26 protein-coding genes, 2 tRNA genes and 1 pseudogene are annotated in these 19,534 nt (G+C 60.3%); 19 read left to right on the top strand and 10 right to left on the bottom strand.

Annotated elements, in window-relative coordinates; translation table 11 throughout:
* Positions 1–407 precede the first annotated feature (407 nt).
* A tRNA-Thr gene (locus GGQ99_RS24780) sits at positions 408–482 on the bottom strand.
* A 158-nt stretch (positions 483–640) separates the two neighbouring features.
* On the opposite strand from GGQ99_RS24780, the gene GGQ99_RS24785 reads away from it, so the two are divergent.
* The 13 genes from GGQ99_RS24785 to GGQ99_RS24845 all read left to right on the top strand — a co-directional run bounded on the left by GGQ99_RS24785 (position 641) and on the right by GGQ99_RS24845 (position 9,885).
* A complete protein-coding gene (locus GGQ99_RS24785; protein WP_055977892.1) occupies positions 641–829 on the top strand; it encodes a hypothetical protein in 189 nt (62 codons plus the stop codon).
* 129 nt (positions 830–958) lie between these two features.
* Positions 959–2,248, top strand: coding sequence for a UDP-N-acetylglucosamine 1-carboxyvinyltransferase (gene murA, locus GGQ99_RS24790; protein WP_108609247.1), 1,290 nt, complete (start codon positions 959–961; stop codon positions 2,246–2,248).
* A gap of 177 nt (positions 2,249–2,425) precedes the next feature.
* Positions 2,426–2,860 carry a DUF2948 family protein gene (locus GGQ99_RS24795; protein ID WP_183264606.1) on the top strand — a complete coding sequence of 145 codons (435 nt, stop codon included), beginning with the start codon at positions 2,426–2,428 and terminating at the stop codon, positions 2,858–2,860.
* A gap of 9 nt (positions 2,861–2,869) precedes the next feature.
* On the top strand, positions 2,870–4,162 hold the full coding sequence (gene hisD / locus GGQ99_RS24800) for a histidinol dehydrogenase (protein WP_183264607.1): 1,293 nt from the start codon (positions 2,870–2,872) through the stop codon (positions 4,160–4,162).
* Positions 4,163–4,168: 6 nt separating this feature from the next.
* On the top strand, positions 4,169–4,654 hold the full coding sequence (locus GGQ99_RS24805) for a UPF0262 family protein (RefSeq protein WP_055977880.1): 486 nt from the start codon (positions 4,169–4,171) through the stop codon (positions 4,652–4,654).
* Positions 4,655–4,657: 3 nt separating this feature from the next.
* Positions 4,658–5,116, top strand: coding sequence for an arsenate-mycothiol transferase ArsC (locus tag GGQ99_RS24810; protein ID WP_183264608.1), 459 nt, complete (start codon positions 4,658–4,660; stop codon positions 5,114–5,116).
* Between the two features lie 88 nt (positions 5,117–5,204).
* Positions 5,205–5,423, top strand: coding sequence for a translation initiation factor IF-1 (gene infA, locus GGQ99_RS24815; protein ID WP_006200926.1), 219 nt, complete (start codon positions 5,205–5,207; stop codon positions 5,421–5,423).
* A gap of 52 nt (positions 5,424–5,475) precedes the next feature.
* Entirely contained in the window at positions 5,476–6,105 is a 630-nt protein-coding gene (locus tag GGQ99_RS24820) for a Maf-like protein (RefSeq protein ID WP_183264609.1), read from the top strand.
* Entirely contained in the window at positions 6,102–6,320 is a 219-nt protein-coding gene (gene yacG, locus GGQ99_RS24825) for a DNA gyrase inhibitor YacG (protein WP_183264610.1), read from the top strand. The genes GGQ99_RS24820 and yacG overlap by 4 nt, the downstream gene beginning before the upstream one ends.
* Positions 6,321–6,484: 164 nt before the next feature.
* Positions 6,485–6,560, top strand: a tRNA-Phe gene (locus GGQ99_RS24830).
* A 937-nt stretch (positions 6,561–7,497) separates the two neighbouring features.
* Entirely contained in the window at positions 7,498–7,788 is a 291-nt protein-coding gene (locus GGQ99_RS26225; protein WP_246389737.1) for a DUF892 family protein, read from the top strand.
* Positions 7,789–8,146: 358 nt separating this feature from the next.
* A complete protein-coding gene (locus tag GGQ99_RS24840; protein ID WP_183264611.1) occupies positions 8,147–9,211 on the top strand; it encodes a porin in 1,065 nt (354 codons plus the stop codon).
* A 110-nt stretch (positions 9,212–9,321) separates the two neighbouring features.
* Positions 9,322–9,885 (top strand): site-specific integrase, encoded by a 564-nt coding sequence (locus GGQ99_RS24845; RefSeq protein ID WP_183264612.1) that lies wholly within the window; start codon positions 9,322–9,324, stop codon positions 9,883–9,885.
* A 28-nt stretch (positions 9,886–9,913) separates the two neighbouring features.
* On the opposite strand, the gene GGQ99_RS24850 is transcribed toward GGQ99_RS24845, so the two are convergent.
* Positions 9,914–10,636: an antitoxin Xre/MbcA/ParS-like domain-containing protein gene (locus GGQ99_RS24850; RefSeq protein ID WP_183264613.1), complete on the bottom strand. Its 723-nt coding sequence runs from the start codon at positions 10,634–10,636 to the stop codon at positions 9,914–9,916.
* 44 nt (positions 10,637–10,680) lie between these two features.
* On the opposite strand from GGQ99_RS24850, the gene GGQ99_RS24855 reads away from it, so the two are divergent.
* The 3 genes and pseudogenes from GGQ99_RS24855 to GGQ99_RS24865 all read left to right on the top strand — a co-directional run bounded on the left by GGQ99_RS24855 (position 10,681) and on the right by GGQ99_RS24865 (position 13,368).
* Positions 10,681–11,499, top strand: coding sequence for a tyrosine-type recombinase/integrase (locus tag GGQ99_RS24855; RefSeq protein WP_183264614.1), 819 nt, complete (start codon positions 10,681–10,683; stop codon positions 11,497–11,499).
* Positions 11,500–11,858: 359 nt separating this feature from the next.
* On the top strand, positions 11,859–12,491 hold the full coding sequence (locus GGQ99_RS24860) for an outer membrane protein (RefSeq protein ID WP_183264615.1): 633 nt from the start codon (positions 11,859–11,861) through the stop codon (positions 12,489–12,491).
* A gap of 431 nt (positions 12,492–12,922) precedes the next feature.
* Positions 12,923–13,368: pseudogene (locus tag GGQ99_RS24865) on the top strand (Ros/MucR family transcriptional regulator).
* A gap of 30 nt (positions 13,369–13,398) precedes the next feature.
* Here the strand turns inward: GGQ99_RS24865 and GGQ99_RS24870 are convergent.
* On the bottom strand, positions 13,399–13,572 hold the full coding sequence (locus GGQ99_RS24870) for a hypothetical protein (RefSeq protein ID WP_183264616.1): 174 nt from the start codon (positions 13,570–13,572) through the stop codon (positions 13,399–13,401).
* A 344-nt stretch (positions 13,573–13,916) separates the two neighbouring features.
* On the opposite strand from GGQ99_RS24870, the gene GGQ99_RS24875 reads away from it, so the two are divergent.
* From GGQ99_RS24875 to GGQ99_RS24885, 3 genes are all read left to right on the top strand, one after another.
* Entirely contained in the window at positions 13,917–14,219 is a 303-nt protein-coding gene (locus tag GGQ99_RS24875) for a PRC-barrel domain-containing protein (protein WP_183264617.1), read from the top strand.
* Between the two features lie 1,052 nt (positions 14,220–15,271).
* Positions 15,272–15,574 carry a DUF982 domain-containing protein gene (locus tag GGQ99_RS24880; protein WP_183264618.1) on the top strand — a complete coding sequence of 101 codons (303 nt, stop codon included), beginning with the start codon at positions 15,272–15,274 and terminating at the stop codon, positions 15,572–15,574.
* Positions 15,575–15,589: 15 nt separating this feature from the next.
* On the top strand, positions 15,590–15,874 hold the full coding sequence (locus GGQ99_RS24885) for a DUF982 domain-containing protein (protein WP_183264619.1): 285 nt from the start codon (positions 15,590–15,592) through the stop codon (positions 15,872–15,874).
* A 71-nt stretch (positions 15,875–15,945) separates the two neighbouring features.
* On the opposite strand, the gene GGQ99_RS24890 is transcribed toward GGQ99_RS24885, so the two are convergent.
* The 7 genes from GGQ99_RS24890 to GGQ99_RS26460 all read right to left on the bottom strand — a co-directional run bounded on the left by GGQ99_RS24890 (position 15,946) and on the right by GGQ99_RS26460 (position 19,477).
* Positions 15,946–16,587, bottom strand: coding sequence for a hypothetical protein (locus tag GGQ99_RS24890; protein ID WP_183264620.1), 642 nt, complete (start codon positions 16,585–16,587; stop codon positions 15,946–15,948).
* Positions 16,556–16,981, bottom strand: a complete 426-nt coding sequence (locus GGQ99_RS24895; RefSeq protein ID WP_183264621.1) for a hypothetical protein — start codon at positions 16,979–16,981, stop codon at positions 16,556–16,558. Before GGQ99_RS24895 ends, GGQ99_RS24890 begins: the two co-directional genes overlap by 32 nt.
* On the bottom strand, positions 16,978–17,757 hold the full coding sequence (locus tag GGQ99_RS24900) for a ribonuclease H family protein (protein ID WP_246389738.1): 780 nt from the start codon (positions 17,755–17,757) through the stop codon (positions 16,978–16,980). Before GGQ99_RS24900 ends, GGQ99_RS24895 begins: the two co-directional genes overlap by 4 nt.
* Positions 17,754–18,065, bottom strand: coding sequence for a hypothetical protein (locus tag GGQ99_RS24905; RefSeq protein WP_183264622.1), 312 nt, complete (start codon positions 18,063–18,065; stop codon positions 17,754–17,756). The genes GGQ99_RS24900 and GGQ99_RS24905 overlap by 4 nt, the downstream gene beginning before the upstream one ends.
* A 118-nt stretch (positions 18,066–18,183) precedes the next feature.
* Positions 18,184–18,816 carry a DUF3102 domain-containing protein gene (locus GGQ99_RS24910; RefSeq protein ID WP_183264623.1) on the bottom strand — a complete coding sequence of 211 codons (633 nt, stop codon included), beginning with the start codon at positions 18,814–18,816 and terminating at the stop codon, positions 18,184–18,186.
* Positions 18,813–19,229 (bottom strand): hypothetical protein, encoded by a 417-nt coding sequence (locus GGQ99_RS24915; RefSeq protein WP_183264624.1) that lies wholly within the window; start codon positions 19,227–19,229, stop codon positions 18,813–18,815. The genes GGQ99_RS24910 and GGQ99_RS24915 overlap by 4 nt, the downstream gene beginning before the upstream one ends.
* The gene (locus GGQ99_RS26460) at positions 19,226–19,477 is read right to left on the bottom strand and encodes a DUF6074 family protein (protein ID WP_425486859.1); all 252 of its coding nucleotides are present in this window, start codon (positions 19,475–19,477) and stop codon (positions 19,226–19,228) included. The genes GGQ99_RS24915 and GGQ99_RS26460 overlap by 4 nt, the downstream gene beginning before the upstream one ends.
* Positions 19,478–19,534 lie beyond the last annotated feature (57 nt).

A 19,534-nucleotide genomic window follows, 5' to 3' on the forward strand; every position in this document is an offset into this window, starting at 1 on the left:
AACCAACTAAATTAGACAATGCGCAGTATCACGCACGAATGGATTCGAACAATAGCAAGGCAGCAATAGTTTTCATTGTATCGACGCCTGGACCTCACCTTCGCGTCAGCATGTCGCACGGCGCGCCTGCGACGGTTCCGCTTCCTGCAAGATGACTGTTCGCGTGCAGCAGCCGGCCACGTCCATCCCCATCATCAAGCGCCAGCTCCCATTCCACCGGGTTGGCGATGAAGCCCGGGCCTCCGGTTCGCGAAGCCTCTCCTTGGCGGGGCTTGGGTCCTGGGCGGCCAGCGATGTTCGACTTCAGGCTAGCCGCAGGACAATTGAAGAACCCGTGACTCGCCGCGCGCAACCGCGTCGCCCTCAAGCCCTTGCAGGGCCCAACTTTTCGAAATCTGGGGAAAAAATGGTGCTGCCAGAGAGGATTGAACTCTCGACCTCTCCCTTACCAAGGGAGTGCTCTACCACTGAGCTACGGCAGCATCCGTGGACGGGGCGGCTTTTGACACATGAATCGGGGGAGCGCAAGTTATCAGTTGCTGCAAATCGACACTGATTTTCCACAGACGCCATTACGCCACAAAACTGGCCATTTCCGTTGCCAAGCGGTTATGAACGATCGGCAAGCGGGGACCACCACATGTCGTCGAAACCAAAAATGCCCTCAAGCGGTGCAGACGCGCGCAAGGCGCGGCTCGCGGCCGAGTTGCGCGCCAACCTGATGAAGCGCAAGGCGCAGGCGCGCTCGCGCCGTACCGGCGAAGCCGATACGAGGCCGGAAGGCCTTGCCGCGGCCGAGGGAGAGACAGAGAAACCCGAGAAAGCCTGACCGGCCACGGCAGGCGCTTGGCGCATGGACCCGCAAAACCCTGATTCTTGAACCGGGTGGCGCGATGGTCTAGACGGCGGCAAGAAAATTTCTCGCCAGAACCGGGATCCCCCGGAGAAACGACGGCCAATGGATCGCATCAGAATTGTCGGCGGCAACGAGCTGACCGGAACCATCCCGATCTCGGGCGCGAAAAACGCAGCCCTTCCGCTGATGATCGCCTCGCTGCTCACCGACGATACGCTGACGCTGGAGAACGTGCCGCACCTGGCCGATGTCGAGCAGTTGATCCGCATCCTGGGCAACCACGGCGTCGACTATACGGTCAGCGGCCGCCGCGAACGCCAGAGCGAAGGCTATTCGCGCACCATCAGCTTCAGCGCGCGCAACATCGTCGACACCACCGCTCCCTATGAGCTGGTCTCCAAGATGCGTGCCAGCTTCTGGGTCGTCGGCCCGCTGCTCGCCCGCATGGGCGAGGCCAAGGTCTCGCTGCCCGGCGGCTGCGCCATCGGCACGCGGCCGGTCGACCTGTTCATCGAAGGCTTGCAGGCGCTCGGAGCCGACATCGACGTCGATAACGGCTATGTCGTCGCCAAGGCCAAGAACAGGCTGATCGGCAACCGCTATGTGTTCCCCAAGATTTCGGTCGGCGCCACGCATGTGCTGATGATGGCGGCGACACTCGCCCGCGGCGAAACGGTGCTCGAAAACGCCGCCCGCGAGCCCGAGGTCGTCAATCTCGCCGAATGCCTCAACGCCATGGGCGCCAGGATCACCGGCGCCGGCACCTCGACCATCACCATCGAGGGCGTCGATTCGCTGTCGGGCGCGCGCCACCGCGTCATCCCCGACCGCATCGAGACCGGCACCTATGCCATGGCGGTGGCGATGACCGGCGGCGACGTGCTGCTCGAAGGCGCGCGTGCCGACCTGTTGCAGGGTGCGCTCGATGTCGTCTCGCGCACCGGCGCCGAGATCATCCAGACCAACTCCGGCGTCCGCGTCATGCGTAACGGCTCTGGCATCTCGCCGGTCGACGTCACAACCGAGCCCTTCCCGGGTTTCCCCACCGACCTCCAGGCGCAGTTCATGGGCCTGATGACGATGTCGAAGGGCAAGTCGAAGATCACCGAGACGATCTTCGAGAACCGCTTCATGCACGTGCAGGAACTCGCACGCCTCGGCGCCCACATCACGCTGTCGGGCCAGACGGCGATCGTCGAAGGCGTCTCCAAGCTCAAGGGCGCGCCTGTCATGGCGACCGACCTGCGCGCCTCGGTGTCGCTGGTCATCGCCGGCCTCGCCGCCGAAGGCGAGACGGTGGTCAACCGCGTCTACCACCTCGACCGCGGTTTCGAGCGGCTGGAAGAAAAGCTGTCGCGCTGCGGCGCCGTCATCGAGCGGATCAGCGGCTGAATGAAGGGAATAGGGGAATAAGGGAGTAAGGGAACAGGAAAGCTGCTCCCCTACTCCCTACTCCCTACTCCCTACTCCCTCCTCCCTCCTCCCTACTCCCCCTTGCGGTTGCGCGCTGCATCAAGACCGCCTAACAAAGCCGGAAGCATTACATTCCGCACAGGCAGCCGACCGGACATGAACCAGCTCAAGCTAGTCGCCCTCGACGAAGAGGATCTGGAGATCGTCTCGGCCCATGTGCAGGATGCCGTGGTCAAGGTCGGCGACCTCGCCTTCGATGCACCGGCCAAGCGTTTTGCGCTGGCGATGAACCGTTTTGCCTGGGAAACCAAGACCGGTTTCTTCCGGCCCAAATATGAGCGCCGGCGCTCGATCCTGCATTTCGACCGCGTGCTGTCGGTCAAGCTTTTCGGCATTTCGCGCACCAAGAAAGACGAGGTGCTGGAGCTTCTGGCGATCGGTTTCGCGCAAGGCGAGGATCCCGCCGGCGAGATCGAACTGCTGTTTTCCGGCGACGCCGCGATCCGGCTCGAGGTCGAGGTCATCGAAGCCCGATTGACCGACACCGGGGCCGCCTGGCAGGCCTCGTCGCGCCCCATCCACAAGACCTGAGCATTCTCGATGGCCATCACCCTTCGCCAATCCGATGCAGACTTCGAGACGCGCTTCGCAGCGTTCCTGACGACCAAGCGCGAAGTATCGCCCGACGTCGAGGCCACGGTGCGCGCCATCATCGACGACGTGCGCGCGCGCGGCGACGCGGCGCTGATCGACTACACCCGGAAGTTCGACCGGGCCGACCTGACGACGCTCGGCATCGCGGTGACCCGCGCCGATATCGACCAGGCCTACAAGGACGCCGATCCCGCGACGGTCGAGGCGCTGCGTTTCGCCCGCGATCGCATCCGCTCGCACCATGCCCGCCAGATGCCCAAGGACGACCGCTACGTCGACCCGATCGGCGTCGAACTCGGCTCGCGCTGGACGGCGGTCGAGGCAGTCGGGCTCTATGTGCCCGGCGGCACGGCGAGCTATCCGAGCTCGGTGCTGATGAATGCGGTGCCGGCACAGGTCGCCGGCGTCGAGCGCATCGTCATCGTGGTGCCCGCCACCAGCGGCGTCATCAACCCGCTGGTGCTGGTTGCCGCCGATCTCGCCGGCGTGTCCGAAATCTACCGCGTCGGCGGCGCACAGGCGGTGGCAGCCCTTGCTTATGGCACCGGGACGATCCCCCCGGTGGCCAAGATCGTCGGGCCCGGCAATGCCTATGTCGCCGCCGCCAAGCGCCAGGTGTTCGGCACCGTCGGCATCGACATGATCGCAGGCCCCTCGGAGGTGCTGATCGTCGCCGACAGCGACAACGACCCTGACTGGCTCGCCGCCGATCTGCTGGCCCAGGCCGAGCATGACGTGTCGGCGCAGTCGATCCTGATCACCGACGATGCCGCCTTCGGCAAGCAGGTCGAGGAGGCAGTCGAACGCCAGATCAAGCTCCTGCCCCGCGCCGAGACGGCAGCAGCCAGCTGGCGCGATTTCGGCGCGGTCATCCTGGTCGACGACTTCGATGCGGCCCTGCCGCTTGTCAACCGCATCGCCGCCGAGCACCTCGAGCTCGCGGTCGCCGACCCGGAAGCCCTGCTGCCACGCATCCGCAACGCCGGGGCGATCTTCGTCGGCAAGCATACGCCCGAAGTCATCGGCGACTATGTCGGCGGCTCCAACCACGTGTTGCCTACGGCCCGCTCGGCGCGCTTTTCCTCCGGGCTTTCGGTGCTCGACTTCGTCAAGCGCAGCTCGATCCTGAAGCTCGGCCCCGATCAGCTCAGGGCGCTGGCGCCGGCGGCGATCGCACTGGCCAAGGCGGAGGGGCTCGACGCACATGCGCGCTCCGTCGCCATCAGATTGAACATGTAGGCGGCCATGTCCGACAAAGGCCACGCACGCTCCCGCCTGGTCGACGTCGAACTCGACGAATCGATCGGCCGTTCCACGCCCGACGTCGAGCATGAACGCGCTGTCGCGATCTTCGACCTGATCGAGGAAAACTCGTTCCATCCGATGAACGACGACGGCCATGGCCCATATCGGCTCAAGCTGTCGCTGGTCGACGCGCGGCTGGTATTCGCCATTTCGCGCGAGCACGGAGAGGCTGTGGTCACCCACATCCTGTCGCTGACGCCGTTCCGCCGTATCGTGAAGGACTACTTCATGATCTGCGAAAGCTATTACGAGGCGATCCGCTCTTCGACGCCGAGCCAGATCGAGGCGATCGACATGGGCCGGCGCGGCCTGCACAACGAGGGTTCGCAGACCCTGCTCGATCGTCTCTCCGGCAAGATCGAGATCGACTTCGACACCGCCCGCCGCCTCTTCACGCTGATCTGCGTTCTGCACTGGCGCGGATGACATATGGCGGGAAACGCAACCTCTCCGCGCTCCATCCTGTTCATGTGCCGAATGAATTCGGTCCGCTCGCCGATGGCCGAAGCGATTGCCCGCCACAGCCTGTCGCCGTCGATCTTCGTCACCTCGGCAGGCGTGCGTGCCGGCGACCGCGACCCCTTCGTCGATGCCGTGCTGGCCGAAGAAAACATGGCACTGGACGAGCACCAGCCGCGGACCATCGACGATCTGGAGGACGATTATTTCGACCTGATCGTCACGCTTGCGCCGGAAGCGCATCACGCCGCCCTCGAACTCACCCGGTCGATGGCCGTCGACGTCGAGTACTGGCCGACCCCCGACCCGACGGCAGCGACCGGTACGCGCGATCAGATCATGAGTGCCTACAGGGACGTGCGCGAACGGCTGAAGGCAAGAATGGTCGAAAGATTTGCGGTAGACGCACAGAAAATCGACGCCGATTAAGCGTGTTCACAAAGCGCGGATTATCATATAGGTTCCGCGCAAATTCCGGCCGGGACGCCGGGCAAGTCATCCAAACCAAAGGTACCGAATGCCGAAGGAAGAAGTCCTCGAGTTTCCGGGCGTCGTAACGGAATTGTTGCCGAATGCGATGTTCCGGGTCAAGCTCGAAAACGAACACGAAATCATCGCCCACACCGCCGGCCGCATGCGCAAGAATCGCATTCGCGTTCTGACCGGCGACAAGGTCCTCGTAGAAATGACGCCCTACGACCTGACCAAGGGCCGCATCACCTACCGCTTCAAGTAGACCGTCTGCTGCCTCGAGCGCGTCGGCCGGCCTCAGCCTACAGGATCTTGGATTGAGCGATCTGCAAAAGCTTGTGCTTGCCTCGGGTTCGCCCCGCCGTGTCGAGCTGTTGCAGCAGGCAGGCATCGAGCCCGACCGGCTGTTTCCAGCCGATGTCGACGAACGGCCGATGCGCGCCGAACACCCGCGCTCGCTTGCCAAGCGACTGTCGGTGACCAAGGCGCAGAAGGCGCACGAAGTGCTGGCCAAGGAACCCGAGCCCGTTTCGGGCTTCATCCTTGCCGCCGACACGGTGGTCTCGGTCGGGCGGCGCATCCTGCCGAAGGCGGAGACGTCGGACGAGGCGCTGCATTGCCTGCAGCTCCTGTCGGGCCGCTCGCACCGCGTCTATACCGGGCTTGCATTGGTGACGCCTGCGGGCAAGCTGCGCCAGCGCCTGGTCGAGACGCGCGTGCGCTTCAAGCGCCTGTCGAAGCAGGACATGGAAAATTACCTCGCCTCGGGCGAATGGCGCGGCAAGGCCGGCGGCTATGGCATCCAGGGGCTTGCCGGCACCTTCGTGGTCAAACTCGTCGGCTCCTACACCAATGTCGTGGGCCTGCCGCTCTACGAGACGACGTCGCTGCTTTCGGGCGAAGGCTACCAGGTCCAGCTCAACTGGCAGGCCGGGGCGCGCGCATGACGAACAAGCCCGCCGATATCGTGACGCCCTTGCGCGCCAGGAAGCCCTGCCCCGAATGCGGCAAGCCGTCGGCGCGCGAGAGCTACCCCTTTTGCTCGCCGCGCTGCAAGGCGGTCGATCTCAACCGCTGGCTCTCGGGCTCCTATGCCATTCCCGTTCGCGACGACGAGGAAGAAGATTCGACCAGCAGCAGCGAAGCCGGCGAACGAAGCTGACGCCCCATTTCGGCTTCCGCGACGGCCTGTGATTTCTTTGCAGAAAAAGACATCCCAGGCGCTGGACAGAGGCAAATCTCGTGCTATAACCCACCCGCTTTCAAGGGTGCAGCGCACCACTCAAGGCATCCGGATCAAGGCTCCTTGCCCGATCCCGGAACTAGGCCCAGATAGCTCAGTTGGTAGAGCAGCGGATTGAAAATCCGCGTGTCCGTGGTTCGAATCCGCGTCTGGGCACCACCTCTTTCCTAAACAAAATCAGCAACTTAAACCCACACTATTGCGGCAAATTTGCCGACATCATGTCGCGTCATGTTGCGACTGAGTTCCCGTGATTTCCAACGGTTTTCACTCACACTCGGCTACTACACGCGACATGAAACGCAACATGGGGCGGGCGGAGGCACGTGTGCACGTCTGAAGAAGTGGCAGGTCGCCGACAACAATATCGCGATGAGGAACCCCTACCCACCGGTGCGGGTGTCCAGGTAAAAAACATCTTGCAATTGGAGGGCACTGCACGAGCCGGATGTTGACGGGATCTATCTGGTTGGAATGGGATCTGGCTCTGGCCCCGGATCCGGCGCTGGTCCAGGCGGCGTCGGTGGCAGCGGATCAGGCACCGGGCGTGGGGGCGTCGCCGCGCGCATTGGGGGCACGCGAACTTCATCCGGGTTCGGATCCGGCAACTCCTCCGGTAATCGGTCAGGGTTCGGTTCTTCGTCCGGCCTGGGCTGCGGTGACGGCAGCGGATTGGGCATATCATCGTCTGGAATAGGTTTCTTCGGTCCGGCCATCTCGCGTGCTCCTCGTTGCCTATAGATGGAGAAACCGGTCATCCCCCGCATCGTTCCCTTTGGCGCTGGCTACTGGATCGGACGACCGAGGCCAACATCACCTTTCTCCCTCATTGGAACCGGCTGCGTCGAGACCAGTTCATTCCCAAGGAGTAGGCCCATTGGAATGGTGAGGAGATCACGATGAACACGTCTAGAGAATGGTTGATCCAATGGCTTCGGGATGTCCATGCCATGGACTAACAAGCCGAAACAATGTTGTCGGGCTTGCTCGATCGCATCGAAAACTATTCCGAACTGCGTGACAGAATTCGCATCCACTTGGATGAGACTTTCTGGCGAGCTACAGCTTCGAACATGTGGAGATCGCTTCCTACACCATGTTGAGCGCTGCCGCGGAAACGTGTGGTGAAATGGCAGTTGTCCAAGTCTGCCAACAGAACCTTCGCGAGGAGGTCGCGATGGCCGAGTGGATGCACAATCATTTAGGCTCCACGACCAAGGAGTTCATTGCGCGCGGATGCGAGACTCGGAGAGGCCAAACGCTGAAGCCGTCTGGATGCTCGGATGCGCGTCTACAACCCAATTGCTGCAAGGCTTGCAGTTGCTCGATGCTATGGTGCTTCATCGCCTCCTCTTTTAGAACTTCCTACTCCTTTAGAACTTCCTAAAATGTCTAACTATGGCCGCGCTACCTAGCGGCAAGCCTAGAGAATCAAATCAGCATGCAAACTTCTCTTTTTGAGGCGCGCCATCGTGCCAACCCGGCTTTCGGCACCCCGAGTATTAACAGAGTTCTAATGCGCCCCCTCAAATCGTGGCTTTTCTGCCACACGGTAATTGGATAGCGCGATTTGGCGTGTACGTTTGGCACGTTGGTTGTTGAACCGCATCGGCTCATCAGTAATGTCGGGGTCGAAGAGGGAGCGCGGTGCGCATCTTTTTCAAACGGGGATGGGGCAGGGAACGCTGTCCTTCAGCAAAAAATACCCAGACCCTCTTTTGAAACTTTTGACTGGAGGTCAGAAAATGAACATTAAGAGCCTTCTTCTCGGCTCCGCTGCGGCTCTGCTCGCAGTCTCCGGCGCTCGTGCGGCCGACGCTGTCGTCGTCGCTGAGCCGGAACCCATGGAATACGTCCGCATCTGCGACGTTTACGGCGCGGGCTTCTACTACATCCCCGGCACCGAGACCTGCCTCAAGGTCGGCGGCCTCGTTCGTTACGAGATCGGCTGGGCCGAGACGACCGGCGATGACGGCTGGATCAAGACCACCAAGGCTCGCGTGAATCTCGACGCCCGTTCGGAAACCGAATACGGCACGTTCCGCCGCTTCATCGAACTCGAATACGCAAACGATGGCGGCTCGACGCTTCGTGACGTCGATGGCGATCCGATCGGCTACGAAGGCGACTCCACGACCTCGAAGGTCCGTTATGCCTTCTTCGAGCTGGGCGGCCTGATGGTCGGTCGTAACGACACCCTGTTCGACGGCGACCTGGGCGGCGAGTTCGACGCCGGCGGCGGCGACTTCATCAACCAGATCCGTTACACCTTCGACGCCGGCAACGGCATCGCAGTGTCGCTCGGCCTGGAAGAGGAAGACAACAACTTCGACTACATCCCGCTCATCACCGGCAAGGTTTCGGTGTCGCAGGGCTGGGGTTCGGTCGACCTGTTCGCCGGCTATGACGATCGTTTCTCGGAATTCGCCCTCAAGGGTATCGCTCGCGTCAAGGCGACCGATGCTCTGACCGTCGAGCTGCTCGCAGCTTACGAGTCGGGCGCCACTTGGTTCGGTCTGGCCGACTTCTACGAAGGCTACGAGTGGTCGGTCGGCGGTTACCTGAAGTACCAGGTCAACGAGAAGCTGCGTATCGGCTTCGGCGGCCAGTACTTTGCTGACTCGCACTTCGGCGATTTCCCGAGCAACACCACGGTTGACGTCGGCAACGACGACTGGACGGTTGGTGCGGTCATCGACTACACGATCGTTGAGAACCTGAACGCCAAGCTCGCCGTCAACTACGACGACGGCGACAGCTTCGAAGACGGCTCGTTCAACGGCTTCCTCCGTCTCGACGCCTCGTTCTAATCGGCTGAAAGGCTGACTTAGACAGACGGCCCGCGGTCCTTGGATCGCGGGCCGTCTTCGTTTGTGCTTAAATGGCGCAGTTTCTTCTCCGCCGATTTGGTGGATGATCCATGGCTGATTTCCACAACCTGTCTAAGGCTCGCGCACAGCGGGAAGGGCTTCCGCCAGTCCGATTTCTGGACGGGAAAGAGGAAACAGCTTTGTTTGCTGCCCTCCGCACTCAATCGGAACTGTATTTCAGTCTGTCAGTCTTTCTCCTAGACACCGGCGCCCGCATCGGCGAGGCCACAGCGCTCAAGTGGGCGTCAGTAGGCGAACAAAGCGTGACGTTCGAGCAGCGAAAGACAACGATAAGGCGGACGATACCACTGACTAAACGGGCAGCGCGTGCCATGGCTGGGCAGCGCGAGAACGCTGACGGACCTTACGTATCGGTAAGGCTCCAGGACTATCGAGCCGCCTGGAAAAGCGCCAAGCAGGACGCCGGGATCTTCGAAGCGAACCTCGTTCCCAACGTCTTAAGACACACGTGCGCGGTACGGCTTGTCAAAGGCGGCGTCGACTTGCGTACCGTCCAAAAGTGGCTAGGTCATCGATCGCTAACAATGACGATGCGCTACGCGCAGTATGCCGATACCGACTTGGAGGCATGTGTACGGGTTCTGGAACGATGATGTGCCGTCGGCCAGCACCCGACGCCAGCTACCTCGGGTCGTTTTCCGGTAGCCGCACGGTTTTCGCATAAGCCCGCGCCGCCTGAACAACATCCTGCACACGGTCCATTTTTAGAAGATCAATTGGCAAATAACCGTCAAGCTCGTCACACGGCCTGCTTAGCCAATACCAAGTCAGTCTAGAATGGCCGATCACCCCGCTCACATCCGCGATCCCGTTTGCTGGTCGGCCATCTACAAACTGGGCCAGAGGAAACACGTGCCTCTTACCGCCCGCGAGAAGCGCAATTGCTTCATTCCGTCTTTGCCAGCGGTGCAGGGTAGAACGAGGAATACCATAATTTTCCTCCAAGAATGTGGGGCCGGCTGATGGCCCGACCCAGTCGTGCAAGGCAACCACAGAAAGCGGATTTGGGATGGGCGTGGGTGACTTGCTCGGCTTGGTAGTGCCTCCGTCCGCAGCCCGCTGCGCGAGAAGTTCCTGTCTCGTCACCCCTGCTATCTCTGCGATGAAACTGTCGAGCTTATCTGCCACATCGTTGAGATCCGTCGTGAGCGCCGCCTGCCTTTTCAGCGATAGGAAAACATAAGAAGTTGCTGCAACTCCTGCTAACTTCGCCGCGCTAATGATAGCGGGACGCTTTAGGTCGGGATCCAGACGCGCAAGCAGTTGCTCGACCTCAGCAGCTATGAGGCCTGCCATGTCCTCTTTTTTGAATTTCTGGGGACGTTGGGGGGCATCACCGTTCAACACACTCTCCTATGCTAGAAACTCGATCACGGGAGGCCCGATCATTGCTAGACGATGACTTGGTAGCGGTATTGGACGTGCTCAAGTTCCGTTTATGGCCCAACGCTGCACACCGTTACAATGCTGAGCTTGCGATCAACGAGTTGGACAGGCTCGCTGGGCGCTGCGGAATCGTCGCGACTGCGCTGTCCATTGACGAAACAGTCACCCGATATCGAAACGCCGGTAATTCAGATCCCACGATCAACCGGAAACTGTCCTTCTTCCGCAAGTTGATAAAAGGGGCTTTTGACGCGGGCTATATACCAGAAAGCCCCAGGGTAGACCGACTGCCGGAAATTACAAAAGCACCGACTCTACTCAGCAACGATCAAATTAATCGAGCTCTCGCTGCGCTGGAAGCCAGTGACCGCGAATCACATCGGCTTATCACCTTTCTTGCTGATACTGGTTCGACGATGCAGGAAGCCCTTGCACTAAGATGGTCTGACATTACCCACCGGCACGTGACATTTTGGTCCTCAACCGGCTACGGGCGAACGATCCCGCTTACGCAGCGTGCTTCAAAGGCACTGACATTCCGGTCGTCTCTTCCTCAAGGACCATTTTCGGCAGTCAGATTGAAAGGGCTTCGGGCAGCCTGGCGACGGTCGCAGATTGACGCCGGGATTGGCAGCCCGATTTCGCCGTCCGGTCTCCGTTACTGCTGCGAAGCTCGGTTAGTGGAACAAGCTGTCGATACAAAAACCATCCATCGTTGGATGGGTTATCGGACGCCGCGAACATCATCGAGATTTGTTACCTCGGATGATCTCCGCGGAGTGCAAATAGTTCTTGAGAATGGCTGCGTGGAAGAACCTTGAGAAGGACAGCTCACGAAGTTTTGCTAAGGCGCATAGTGCTAACCTACGGGCAATGAGCGACGAACAATCCACCGCATCGCACAGGGCGTCGAGCACTTTTACGAACATGTCGGCAGCAGAAAGGACAGAACCAGTGCGGCGCTTGCTAGACGGCGAAGCCCAGAGTGCCGTGCTACGAGCACAAGGCCGAGGGCAAGAAGTACGTCGTTTGGCGCGGCATCAGCATTATATTCATGCAAACTAACATGTTGCAACAAAGTTACAGTAGAGATGCCAGTTGCAACCTTATGTATAGCATCCACTTTCCCTCAACCGAAAAGTTCGTATATTGCGCCGGGCTTATGGATTGGGGTGCTTCAATGAAAAAGATTCTCGTGACTGCCATCGCTACGCTGGCAATCTCCACCGCAGCGAACGCTGCAGACAACGTGGTGGTTGAGCCTGGCGCGGCAGCCTACAACTGGTCCGGCGTCTATGTCGGTGGCGCGATTGGCTGGGCGTCTATCAATTACGATGAATTGGAAAACGGCTATTTCGATCGTCGCGACGGCGGCTTCGCTGGAGCCCTATACGCGGGCTACAACTTCCAGTTCAGCAATGTGGTCTTGGGCGTCGAGGGCGATCTGAACTTCAGAACCGCTGAACCGGAAGACGATTTCACGCTTCCTCTAAGCCAGGAACTGGGTGGATCCATCCGCGGTCGGGTTGGCTATGCGATTGACCGCTTCATGCCCTACCTGACTGCCGGTGTAGCCATCGCCAGTTTTGAAGCCGATCATGATGGTGATGGCGACGATATCGCCAAGAAGACAATGACCGGCTATTCCGTTGGCGCCGGCGTCGAGTGGGCGGTGACGGACAATCTGATTGTCAGAGGCCAGTACCTGTATTCGGATTTCGGCAAAGACGAGTTTGCCTTTGAAGGCTCACACACGCACGAGTACGACGTCAAAACGCACGACGTGCTTCTCGGTGTGGCCTACAAGTTCTGAACGGCGGCCCGCCTGAACTTCTCAAGCCCCGGCCTCGCGCCGGGGTTTTTGTTTGCGCCAACAAAAAGCTTCGCCGGGCCGGAGCAGCTTAGCATGACCGTGCCAGTGCAGCCTGTCTTGAAGGTCATGACCAAGCGTCTACGCGGTGAGGAAAAAGCTGCGCCACGTGACCGTGACCGAAGACTTGATACCACAATAAAAAAAGAGGCCCGCCGCGTGTTCGCAGGCAAGGGCCTCAGTTTCGGGATCAACGGAGCCTAAGGACAAAAGCCACGTTGTGTGCATATGCAGAACTCGGGAAAAGCGTCGAGGTTCCACTGCTCGTGTCAATCGCCAAATCTTGCGATAGCGAAGCCCCCAAGGACGGGCTATTGCAATCTCAACCGCATGAGAGAATACGTTCTACGAAGTCATTTTGTTGGAGTAAGCTTATGACCGAACTATTGCCAGAGCCGACCAACCAGCTTGTTGAGCTAACTGCTGATCTAGTCGCGGCCTATGTTTCCAACAACCCCGTACCCCCTGCAGAGCTTCCTGGGCTGATCGCCCAGATTCACGCCAGCATTAGCAGCCTGAGCACCCCGACAGCGGCGTCGAAGAGCCGCTCAAGCCCCACATGCCGATAAAGAAGACCATCACCCCGGAATACCTGATCAGCCTGGAAGACGGTAAACAGTACCGGACGCTCAAGCGACACCTGGCGGTTGCTGGTCTGACCCCTGAAGAGTATCGCGCTAAGTGGTCGCTTCCTGCCGATTATCCGATGGTCGCTTCGGCCTACGCGGCTAAGCGCTCCGAATTGGCGAAGAAGCTGGGCCTCGGTCGCAAGCCAGTTGCAGCGCTGCCGGCGAAGAAGACGCGCAAGGCCAACACTTAATCCGCCACTTCAAGAACTCGACGGGCAGGTTCAAAAGGCCTGCCGCAGGGCGACCACGGCAGGCCCCATGCTGGAGCGCGTGACGGTTCGGGTCGTTGCCTTCGCGCTCCAGAAAATCAGTAGGAGCGCTCCCACAAGAACCAGTAGCACTTGGTAGCCGCGCTGCCCCTGGCGGGCTTTCCAACTGGGAATGATTTTGGCCATGGCTTTCTCCTGCAGCTTCGGCGTCACTAATCCGAACCCCTGCGATTGGAGATGGTTCCCGGTGAACTGTCCCGATGCTGGATCTGCGACCTCCATCTTTTGAGGCTGGCGTTACCGGGCTGACCTCCCTGACAGAAACCTATGCTCGCCGCCGATCGCGGCTTTGGTACTGGCTCGATCACCCCGCCCACTTAACTGATGCCCTTTTGATCCGGAAGTTCAGGGAGGTGCCGGGGCACGCCAATCGCGAATGCGCGATCACGTTTTCCCTCGTTACCCGGCTAGGTGGAACGGATCGGTGGTTTGATCTGTTACGCCCATCTAACCCAGCGAGGAGACCAGCAATGGACCACACTACCCACGTCCGCCTCACCGAGGCAGAACTCACTCCCGATGTACTGGAGGGCGCCACCATCTATGGGCCCGACGATGAGGACATCGGCTCGGTCTCACATGTTCACGGAATGGGAAGCTCTGCTCAGGTCATCATCGACGTCGGCGGCTTCCTCGGCATCGGCGCCAAGCCGGTTGCCGTTCCTATCAGCCAGCTCGATTTCATGCGCGACGAGGACGGCGATGTTCACGCTGTCACGACTTGGACCAAAGATCAGCTGAAAGACATGCCTGAGCACACCGACGACTATTAGCCGATGTTCCAAGGGTGGCACGGGTCGGTCGGTCTGCCGTCCGCGTCACTCCCTATTCCATACCCGCGGGCTTCCTCTTTCTGGATGAGTCTATCGTGGTGAGGGGCGCAGGCGCTTTCATGGTTGGCCGGGCTGATGAACAGTGACCAGCTGCCTTTATGCTGCTGGCGATGGTTGACGACAGTGGCCTCCGTAACCCTGCCGATTGCCCGACAGCGCTCGCATAGTGGCTGCTTGGCGAGTTGAGCCTTGCGGGCTGCCTGCCATGCCTTGAGGCCGTACCACTTTCGGTAGTCTTGAGCCTCAACGCTGCTGCGCATTCTTCGCCATTGGATAGTCCGGCATGTGTTGATCCTCTCGCCGGGTCGGGTCAACATGGTCTCTTGACGATGACGTCGCGAAAAATGAGAAACTGGTCGGAGCGAAACAACGAGGTGACCAGAATATGAGTAAGGAAGACGTCAGATCCCCGCAACATCAGCCCCTGTCGGTGGACTATGACGGTGATTGCCAGGACGCTCTCGCAGCTCATCTAGACAAGCTTCTGGATAATGCTGAAGCAGCCGGATGGGTGAGGACCACGGCAGCGGCAGCGCTCATGTATCTAAGTGCTAAACGCCTAAAGCCCGTTTCGTAACCTCAATCGCGCGGCGTATATTCTACTCCGACTTGAAACTCGCCCCTGAACCATCCATCCAGATGGCAGGGGTGATGCGCCGTGTCCACCCGACGACTTCCGGGGAAAGGCGCTACCGTTGCCCGGCACACTGCCCGTCTCTACCGCGCGACTGGCGACCTCTGATCTTAAAGACAATCACCCCACCCGCTTAACGGACGCTTTGATCCAGAAGTTCAGAGAAGTGGGGGCGATTTTTGCGCTGCATCGTTCAGGCTGGTGGCTCTGAGGCGCGAGTCTTTCGTGCCGTCGATGACTTTCAGCAGAGCTGCTCTTGAACCCAGAAATTTGCCGACACATATCGACTGCAGGCCTTTGCCGCTGTCGGCATTGGCCTACTCAAAAACGCAAACTTTCGTTCGACTTGGAGGAACCGATGAGCGATCGGATGTTCGACAGCCCTGTTTTCGTGAAATCCGGAAACAGCCTAATCGAGGAGATAGCCTGTTTGGAGGATGCCCTCGAATTTCTCTACGAATGGCCGAAGCACAGGCGCGGCACTATTTACGAGACAGCTCTCTGCGCCTGTCAGCGTGCTTTTGATAGCAACTATCCTTTGCACGCGGCGAGGCAGGCATTCTGCAGTTTCGCCAAATCGGCCAACATTCTCGAAGAGGTCAGTGTGCCACTGCCGTGGATGGTAGGAGGCAAGACTGGCGCCAGCGGCCTCGGCGCTTGATCGGAGGGCCTTCCTATGTTCGGGCAACCGTTCGAGAAACCTATCCGTGTTTGGGTCGGACTCGGCTTTCCTCGTCAACTCAACACCGTCGCCGACGCCTACCAGTTCGCGATGGAATGGTGCGGCAACAGTCCGGAGCAGCGAGCCGCTATCAGAGCGTGCAAAGCCGCATTGTGCGGAGACGTCGACGCGGAGACAGCCAGAGGTGTCTTCACAGCCTTTGCTCGCAAAAAGGATATCTTGGTCCAAGACTGCGAGATGCCTCCGTTGAGCGGACCGTCTCGACCTAGCCACGCCTGATCACACATTGAAAAAGGTGGCGGTGCTCGGCCGCCACCTGCTGATGCCCCCGAAGGCGCATGGTATTGCCATCAGATCCTCCCGGGTATGTCCGGCAGCGGCTCCAGCAAATCGGTTCGATGGGTCGGCTTCGCGCCGGGCGCCATCCAGTTCGTGACCATCGCCAGCTTATCGAAAGACCTACCCTGATTTGGCAGAAGTGGCGACACCCTCGACCAGTTAGGTGCCTGTAACGATCGGGCTTTTCTAAGGATCGCGGCGGCGATAGCTTGCGTTTGCTGGTCTATCCGCCGCTCCGCCGTCCTACGAACGCGGCCAGTTTTCTTGCAGAACTCGCGAAACGAGCCCGCCAATTGAGGCGCCGCAAGGCACATCGCCCACTTGCCGAGGATCACTCGGCGCTCATCGTCTTCAACGAAGTCGAGCATCCAACCATAGCTGACCTCTTCGGCACGGGATATGGCAGCAGCCGAGGGGCGATACCGCACGCGGTCGCCGTTGATGCCATAGCCCACATCGTGGCCGCCGACGGTCTCCCCTGGCGCCTGCGGCCAGAACGAGCGGATTGCCGAGGGCTTCAATCGCCCCACGTCCATATGCGCCATCGTGTCGGCCGCTTCGATAAGTCGGGCCTTCACGACGATGCTGGCGTCGGCGATGGTTGCTGCCTCGTAGGAGAGATCAGACGGCAAGGCGATGCTCCGGTTCGTCAAGAATGGCCTCCAGGCGTTTGTAAATCAGCGTTCGAAGGGTGGCCCGGACAGGCCATGGGCGGAGTTTCACGGCCTCGCCACGCAACGGGCCGAGAGGAATGGTGTCGAAGGCGGTGAGCAAGTCCCCTGCCCGTTCCATGGCCCAATCCTGGCGCTGGACGAGAATGTCGGAGATTGCCCCGATGGTTTCCGACCAAAGCTCATCCCGGTTGTTCCGCGTTTGCTTGATGCAGCGAAGGACGAAGATCAGGTGCCCGTCGCCGTACTGGTTGCGGATTTCGTGCATGGTGCCGCGGGCGTGGCTCTGCGCGGCTGCGCGGCGGCGGTAAACCGGCACGAGCTTGATCCCCAGCCCATCAAGCAGGGCGTCGAGTTTGCCCTTCGGCCTGCTCAAATGCCACCTCGAGCCGAATAGTCGAGTTGTTCACGGATCAGCCTCATGGATGCCGGCTCGGCCAGGACGCTTTCCCGCCCCATCAGGCTTAGCTCGTCCGCGCGCTCGTTCCCGACGATGCCGGCATGCCCCTTCACCCACTCCAAGGTGATCGGCACGAGCGTCAGCGCTTGGTCAAGCTCTCGCCACAGATCGGCGTTGGCAAGTTCCTTCTCGACACCGCGCCGCCAGCCCTTGAGCTTCCAGCCAGCACGCCATTCGTTGCAGCCTTTGACCACATACTGGCTGTCGCAAAGCAGCCGAACGGGCTCGACGACCTGTCGATCGGCAAACCAGCGCAGAGCCATGAGGGCGCCGGTCATCTCCATCACGTTGTTCGTGGTCCGACGCTCACCACCATGCTCAGAGTGGATCTCGGCGCCGTCGCGGTAGACGACGAAAGCCCAACCGCCGACGCCGGGGTTCGGCTCGCAGGCACCGTCGCAGTAGATGACGAGGCCAGGAGGCACAGCCTTGCCAGTGTGGTTCCTTGCCGGCACCGCACTGGAAACCAGTTCTTGCTGCGAACCGGTTTTGGCCTCTACTTCAAAGGGCCCGAGATGCGGATGCTTCTCGGCGTTGAGCAACTGCTTGACTGACAGCACGAACGGCATGCAACCAGGCCGGCGGGCCAGCACGTAACCATCGTGCGGTCCACCCATGATCCGGATTGGGCCGCGCTCGTCGCGCCACCGCTTGGGCAGGGGCGCTGTTGGGTCGATCACATAGCTGGTCATACGGTGGTTCCCTGCATCGGCTCATCGAGGGCGGCGGTTATCATGGCGGCGAATACCTCACCCATGTCGTTGAAAATGACGCCGCTGCCTTCGCCTTCGAACATGATCGCTTCGCATTTGAGGCCGCCGGCAACCTTCATGGTGTCGGTCGCTGGGCTCATAGCTTCGATGGCAGCACGGGCTTCGTCGAATGTGTTCGTCTTGTCGCTTCCCTGGGCATCCTCCCAAGTTGGCATTGCGCCGAACGCGATCTCGGTGAGGTACCGCTCCGCGTAGATTGCCCGTGCAACCTGTTCGATCGGGCTCATGCTCTTTTCCTCCGCTCGAACAGGTATCGGACAAGGAAGCGAGCGCACTTCCGGAGCGAGTCCGCGGCGACCAGCAAATAGACCTCGCCGTTCTTTCTCACCTCGATCTCCCACGACGTCATGCTGCCATCGCCTCCTGCACCAGCTCTTGGTATTCTGCGGCGACGTCGGCAGGCACGATCTGCATATCGAACGTCGCGAACTTGCCCTTTGCGAACTGCTCGATAGCAAGCCAGACACCACTGACGAATTCGCCGTTGGACATCAGGATCGGCGCCGCCCTTGTAGGCTTGCCAAGAAAATGGACCTCAACCCCGTCGTCTCGGCTATCGATCGATGCAAAATGGTAAAAGCCCCGATGGTCGGAGGACGGCCAGAGAATGGCCATCGGTTCATTCGACGCTTGGTCGAAATTGTCGACCGAGACCACGAGCACCTCATCGTGCGTGGGCAGACGAAAGTCGGCGAGGACCTTCAACGTCGCCTTGATACCGCCCAAAGCCGTCACGGTTTCGGATTTGATGCCGGCCCGTGCGATCTTCATAAGGTGTTGGGCCCACCTCTCGCCTACACCAGCTCGATCCAGGAGCGGCAACCATTCGCCGTGCTTGCATTCATCCTTCGCCCGGCAAAGCAGACGGCCGGTTTCGAGTGCTTTGTCCGCAGTCATGCGCTGGGCCGCGAGAAACGCTGCGTGGCTCTCTTTGATCCGCTCCGCGAGGTCGGCCAGACTGTTCGTCAGGTCTGTCATGGTGCAACTCCGAAGATGTGGGGAAGTGCAGCTTCGAGCTTCTTCAGCGCGGCAGTCCGCACGCGCCTCTCAATCGGCTTCGAAAGCTTGGCCACTTCGCGTTCGATTTCGTTGTCGGCGTCTATGCCGATCGCCAGCAGCGTCGAGCGCAGGTGCTCGGCCTGCTCGCGCGTGTTGGCAGCAGCGACCACGGTCTCGCGGTAGACGCGCCAACGCCCGCCGGCCTCGAAGGTTCTCGGCATCACGCGGCTGACGTGGTGGAGCACCAGCACCTGATCCGATGCCCAATTCCAACCGCAGCCGCGGTAGATCAGATTGAAGACGTTGTCCGAAAAGCTCTTCTGCTGATTGAAGAACTCATCGGGGAAGACGACGGCCCACTGGCCTGGTTCGATGGTGACGTATGCAGTCATGCCGCACCTTTCGGATTGTTGGCTCGGAGTGGAACACGCGCAAAGACCTCAAGGGCAAACCGGCGCAGTTCCTCGTCAGCGGTGGATTGGTCGACCTGGGCCCGCAGCATCTGCGAGCGAAGGACCATCACGGTTTGCCGCCAGTACCGGTCGGCCTCTCGGCCGTGCTTACGGCGGAGCACTGCCGCGACATGGCGGATGTGGCCCTCTCGGTGGCATGTGGGGAAAGGGATGATGACCGCTGTCATGAGCGCACCCCTCCCGAGATATAAGAGATAGTACCCTTATGGGCACTAGGCGGAATG

This window comes from Aminobacter niigataensis (assembly GCF_014200015.1).
GTDB classification, from domain to species: Bacteria; Pseudomonadota; Alphaproteobacteria; order Rhizobiales; family Rhizobiaceae; genus Aminobacter; species Aminobacter niigataensis.

What these genes read in the sequence shown, in the direction of transcription:
- GGQ99_RS26225 (WP_246389737.1), top strand. Translation starts at nt 7,498, where the DNA reads ATGTTGAGCGCTGCCGCGGAAACGTGTGGTGAAATGGCAGTTGTCCAA.
- murA (WP_108609247.1), top strand. Translation starts at nt 959, where the DNA reads ATGGATCGCATCAGAATTGTCGGCGGCAACGAGCTGACCGGAACCATC.
- infA (WP_006200926.1), top strand. Translation starts at nt 5,205, where the DNA reads ATGCCGAAGGAAGAAGTCCTCGAGTTTCCGGGCGTCGTAACGGAATTG.
- GGQ99_RS24900 (WP_246389738.1), bottom strand. Translation starts at nt 17,757, where the DNA reads ATGACCAGCTATGTGATCGACCCAACAGCGCCCCTGCCCAAGCGGTGG.
- GGQ99_RS24875 (WP_183264617.1), top strand. Translation starts at nt 13,917, where the DNA reads ATGGACCACACTACCCACGTCCGCCTCACCGAGGCAGAACTCACTCCC.
- GGQ99_RS24910 (WP_183264623.1), bottom strand. Translation starts at nt 18,816, where the DNA reads ATGACAGACCTGACGAACAGTCTGGCCGACCTCGCGGAGCGGATCAAA.
- GGQ99_RS24810 (WP_183264608.1), top strand. Translation starts at nt 4,658, where the DNA reads ATGGCGGGAAACGCAACCTCTCCGCGCTCCATCCTGTTCATGTGCCGA.
- GGQ99_RS24905 (WP_183264622.1), bottom strand. Translation starts at nt 18,065, where the DNA reads ATGAGCCCGATCGAACAGGTTGCACGGGCAATCTACGCGGAGCGGTAC.
- GGQ99_RS24860 (WP_183264615.1), top strand. Translation starts at nt 11,859, where the DNA reads ATGAAAAAGATTCTCGTGACTGCCATCGCTACGCTGGCAATCTCCACC.
- GGQ99_RS24885 (WP_183264619.1), top strand. Translation starts at nt 15,590, where the DNA reads ATGTTCGGGCAACCGTTCGAGAAACCTATCCGTGTTTGGGTCGGACTC.
- GGQ99_RS24915 (WP_183264624.1), bottom strand. Translation starts at nt 19,229, where the DNA reads ATGACTGCATACGTCACCATCGAACCAGGCCAGTGGGCCGTCGTCTTC.
- GGQ99_RS24880 (WP_183264618.1), top strand. Translation starts at nt 15,272, where the DNA reads ATGAGCGATCGGATGTTCGACAGCCCTGTTTTCGTGAAATCCGGAAAC.
- GGQ99_RS24870 (WP_183264616.1), bottom strand. Translation starts at nt 13,572, where the DNA reads ATGGCCAAAATCATTCCCAGTTGGAAAGCCCGCCAGGGGCAGCGCGGC.
- GGQ99_RS24840 (WP_183264611.1), top strand. Translation starts at nt 8,147, where the DNA reads ATGAACATTAAGAGCCTTCTTCTCGGCTCCGCTGCGGCTCTGCTCGCA.
- GGQ99_RS24845 (WP_183264612.1), top strand. Translation starts at nt 9,322, where the DNA reads ATGGCTGATTTCCACAACCTGTCTAAGGCTCGCGCACAGCGGGAAGGG.
- hisD (WP_183264607.1), top strand. Translation starts at nt 2,870, where the DNA reads ATGGCCATCACCCTTCGCCAATCCGATGCAGACTTCGAGACGCGCTTC.
- GGQ99_RS26460 (WP_425486859.1), bottom strand. Translation starts at nt 19,477, where the DNA reads ATGACAGCGGTCATCATCCCTTTCCCCACATGCCACCGAGAGGGCCAC.
- GGQ99_RS24785 (WP_055977892.1), top strand. Translation starts at nt 641, where the DNA reads ATGTCGTCGAAACCAAAAATGCCCTCAAGCGGTGCAGACGCGCGCAAG.
- GGQ99_RS24795 (WP_183264606.1), top strand. Translation starts at nt 2,426, where the DNA reads ATGAACCAGCTCAAGCTAGTCGCCCTCGACGAAGAGGATCTGGAGATC.
- GGQ99_RS24805 (WP_055977880.1), top strand. Translation starts at nt 4,169, where the DNA reads ATGTCCGACAAAGGCCACGCACGCTCCCGCCTGGTCGACGTCGAACTC.
- yacG (WP_183264610.1), top strand. Translation starts at nt 6,102, where the DNA reads ATGACGAACAAGCCCGCCGATATCGTGACGCCCTTGCGCGCCAGGAAG.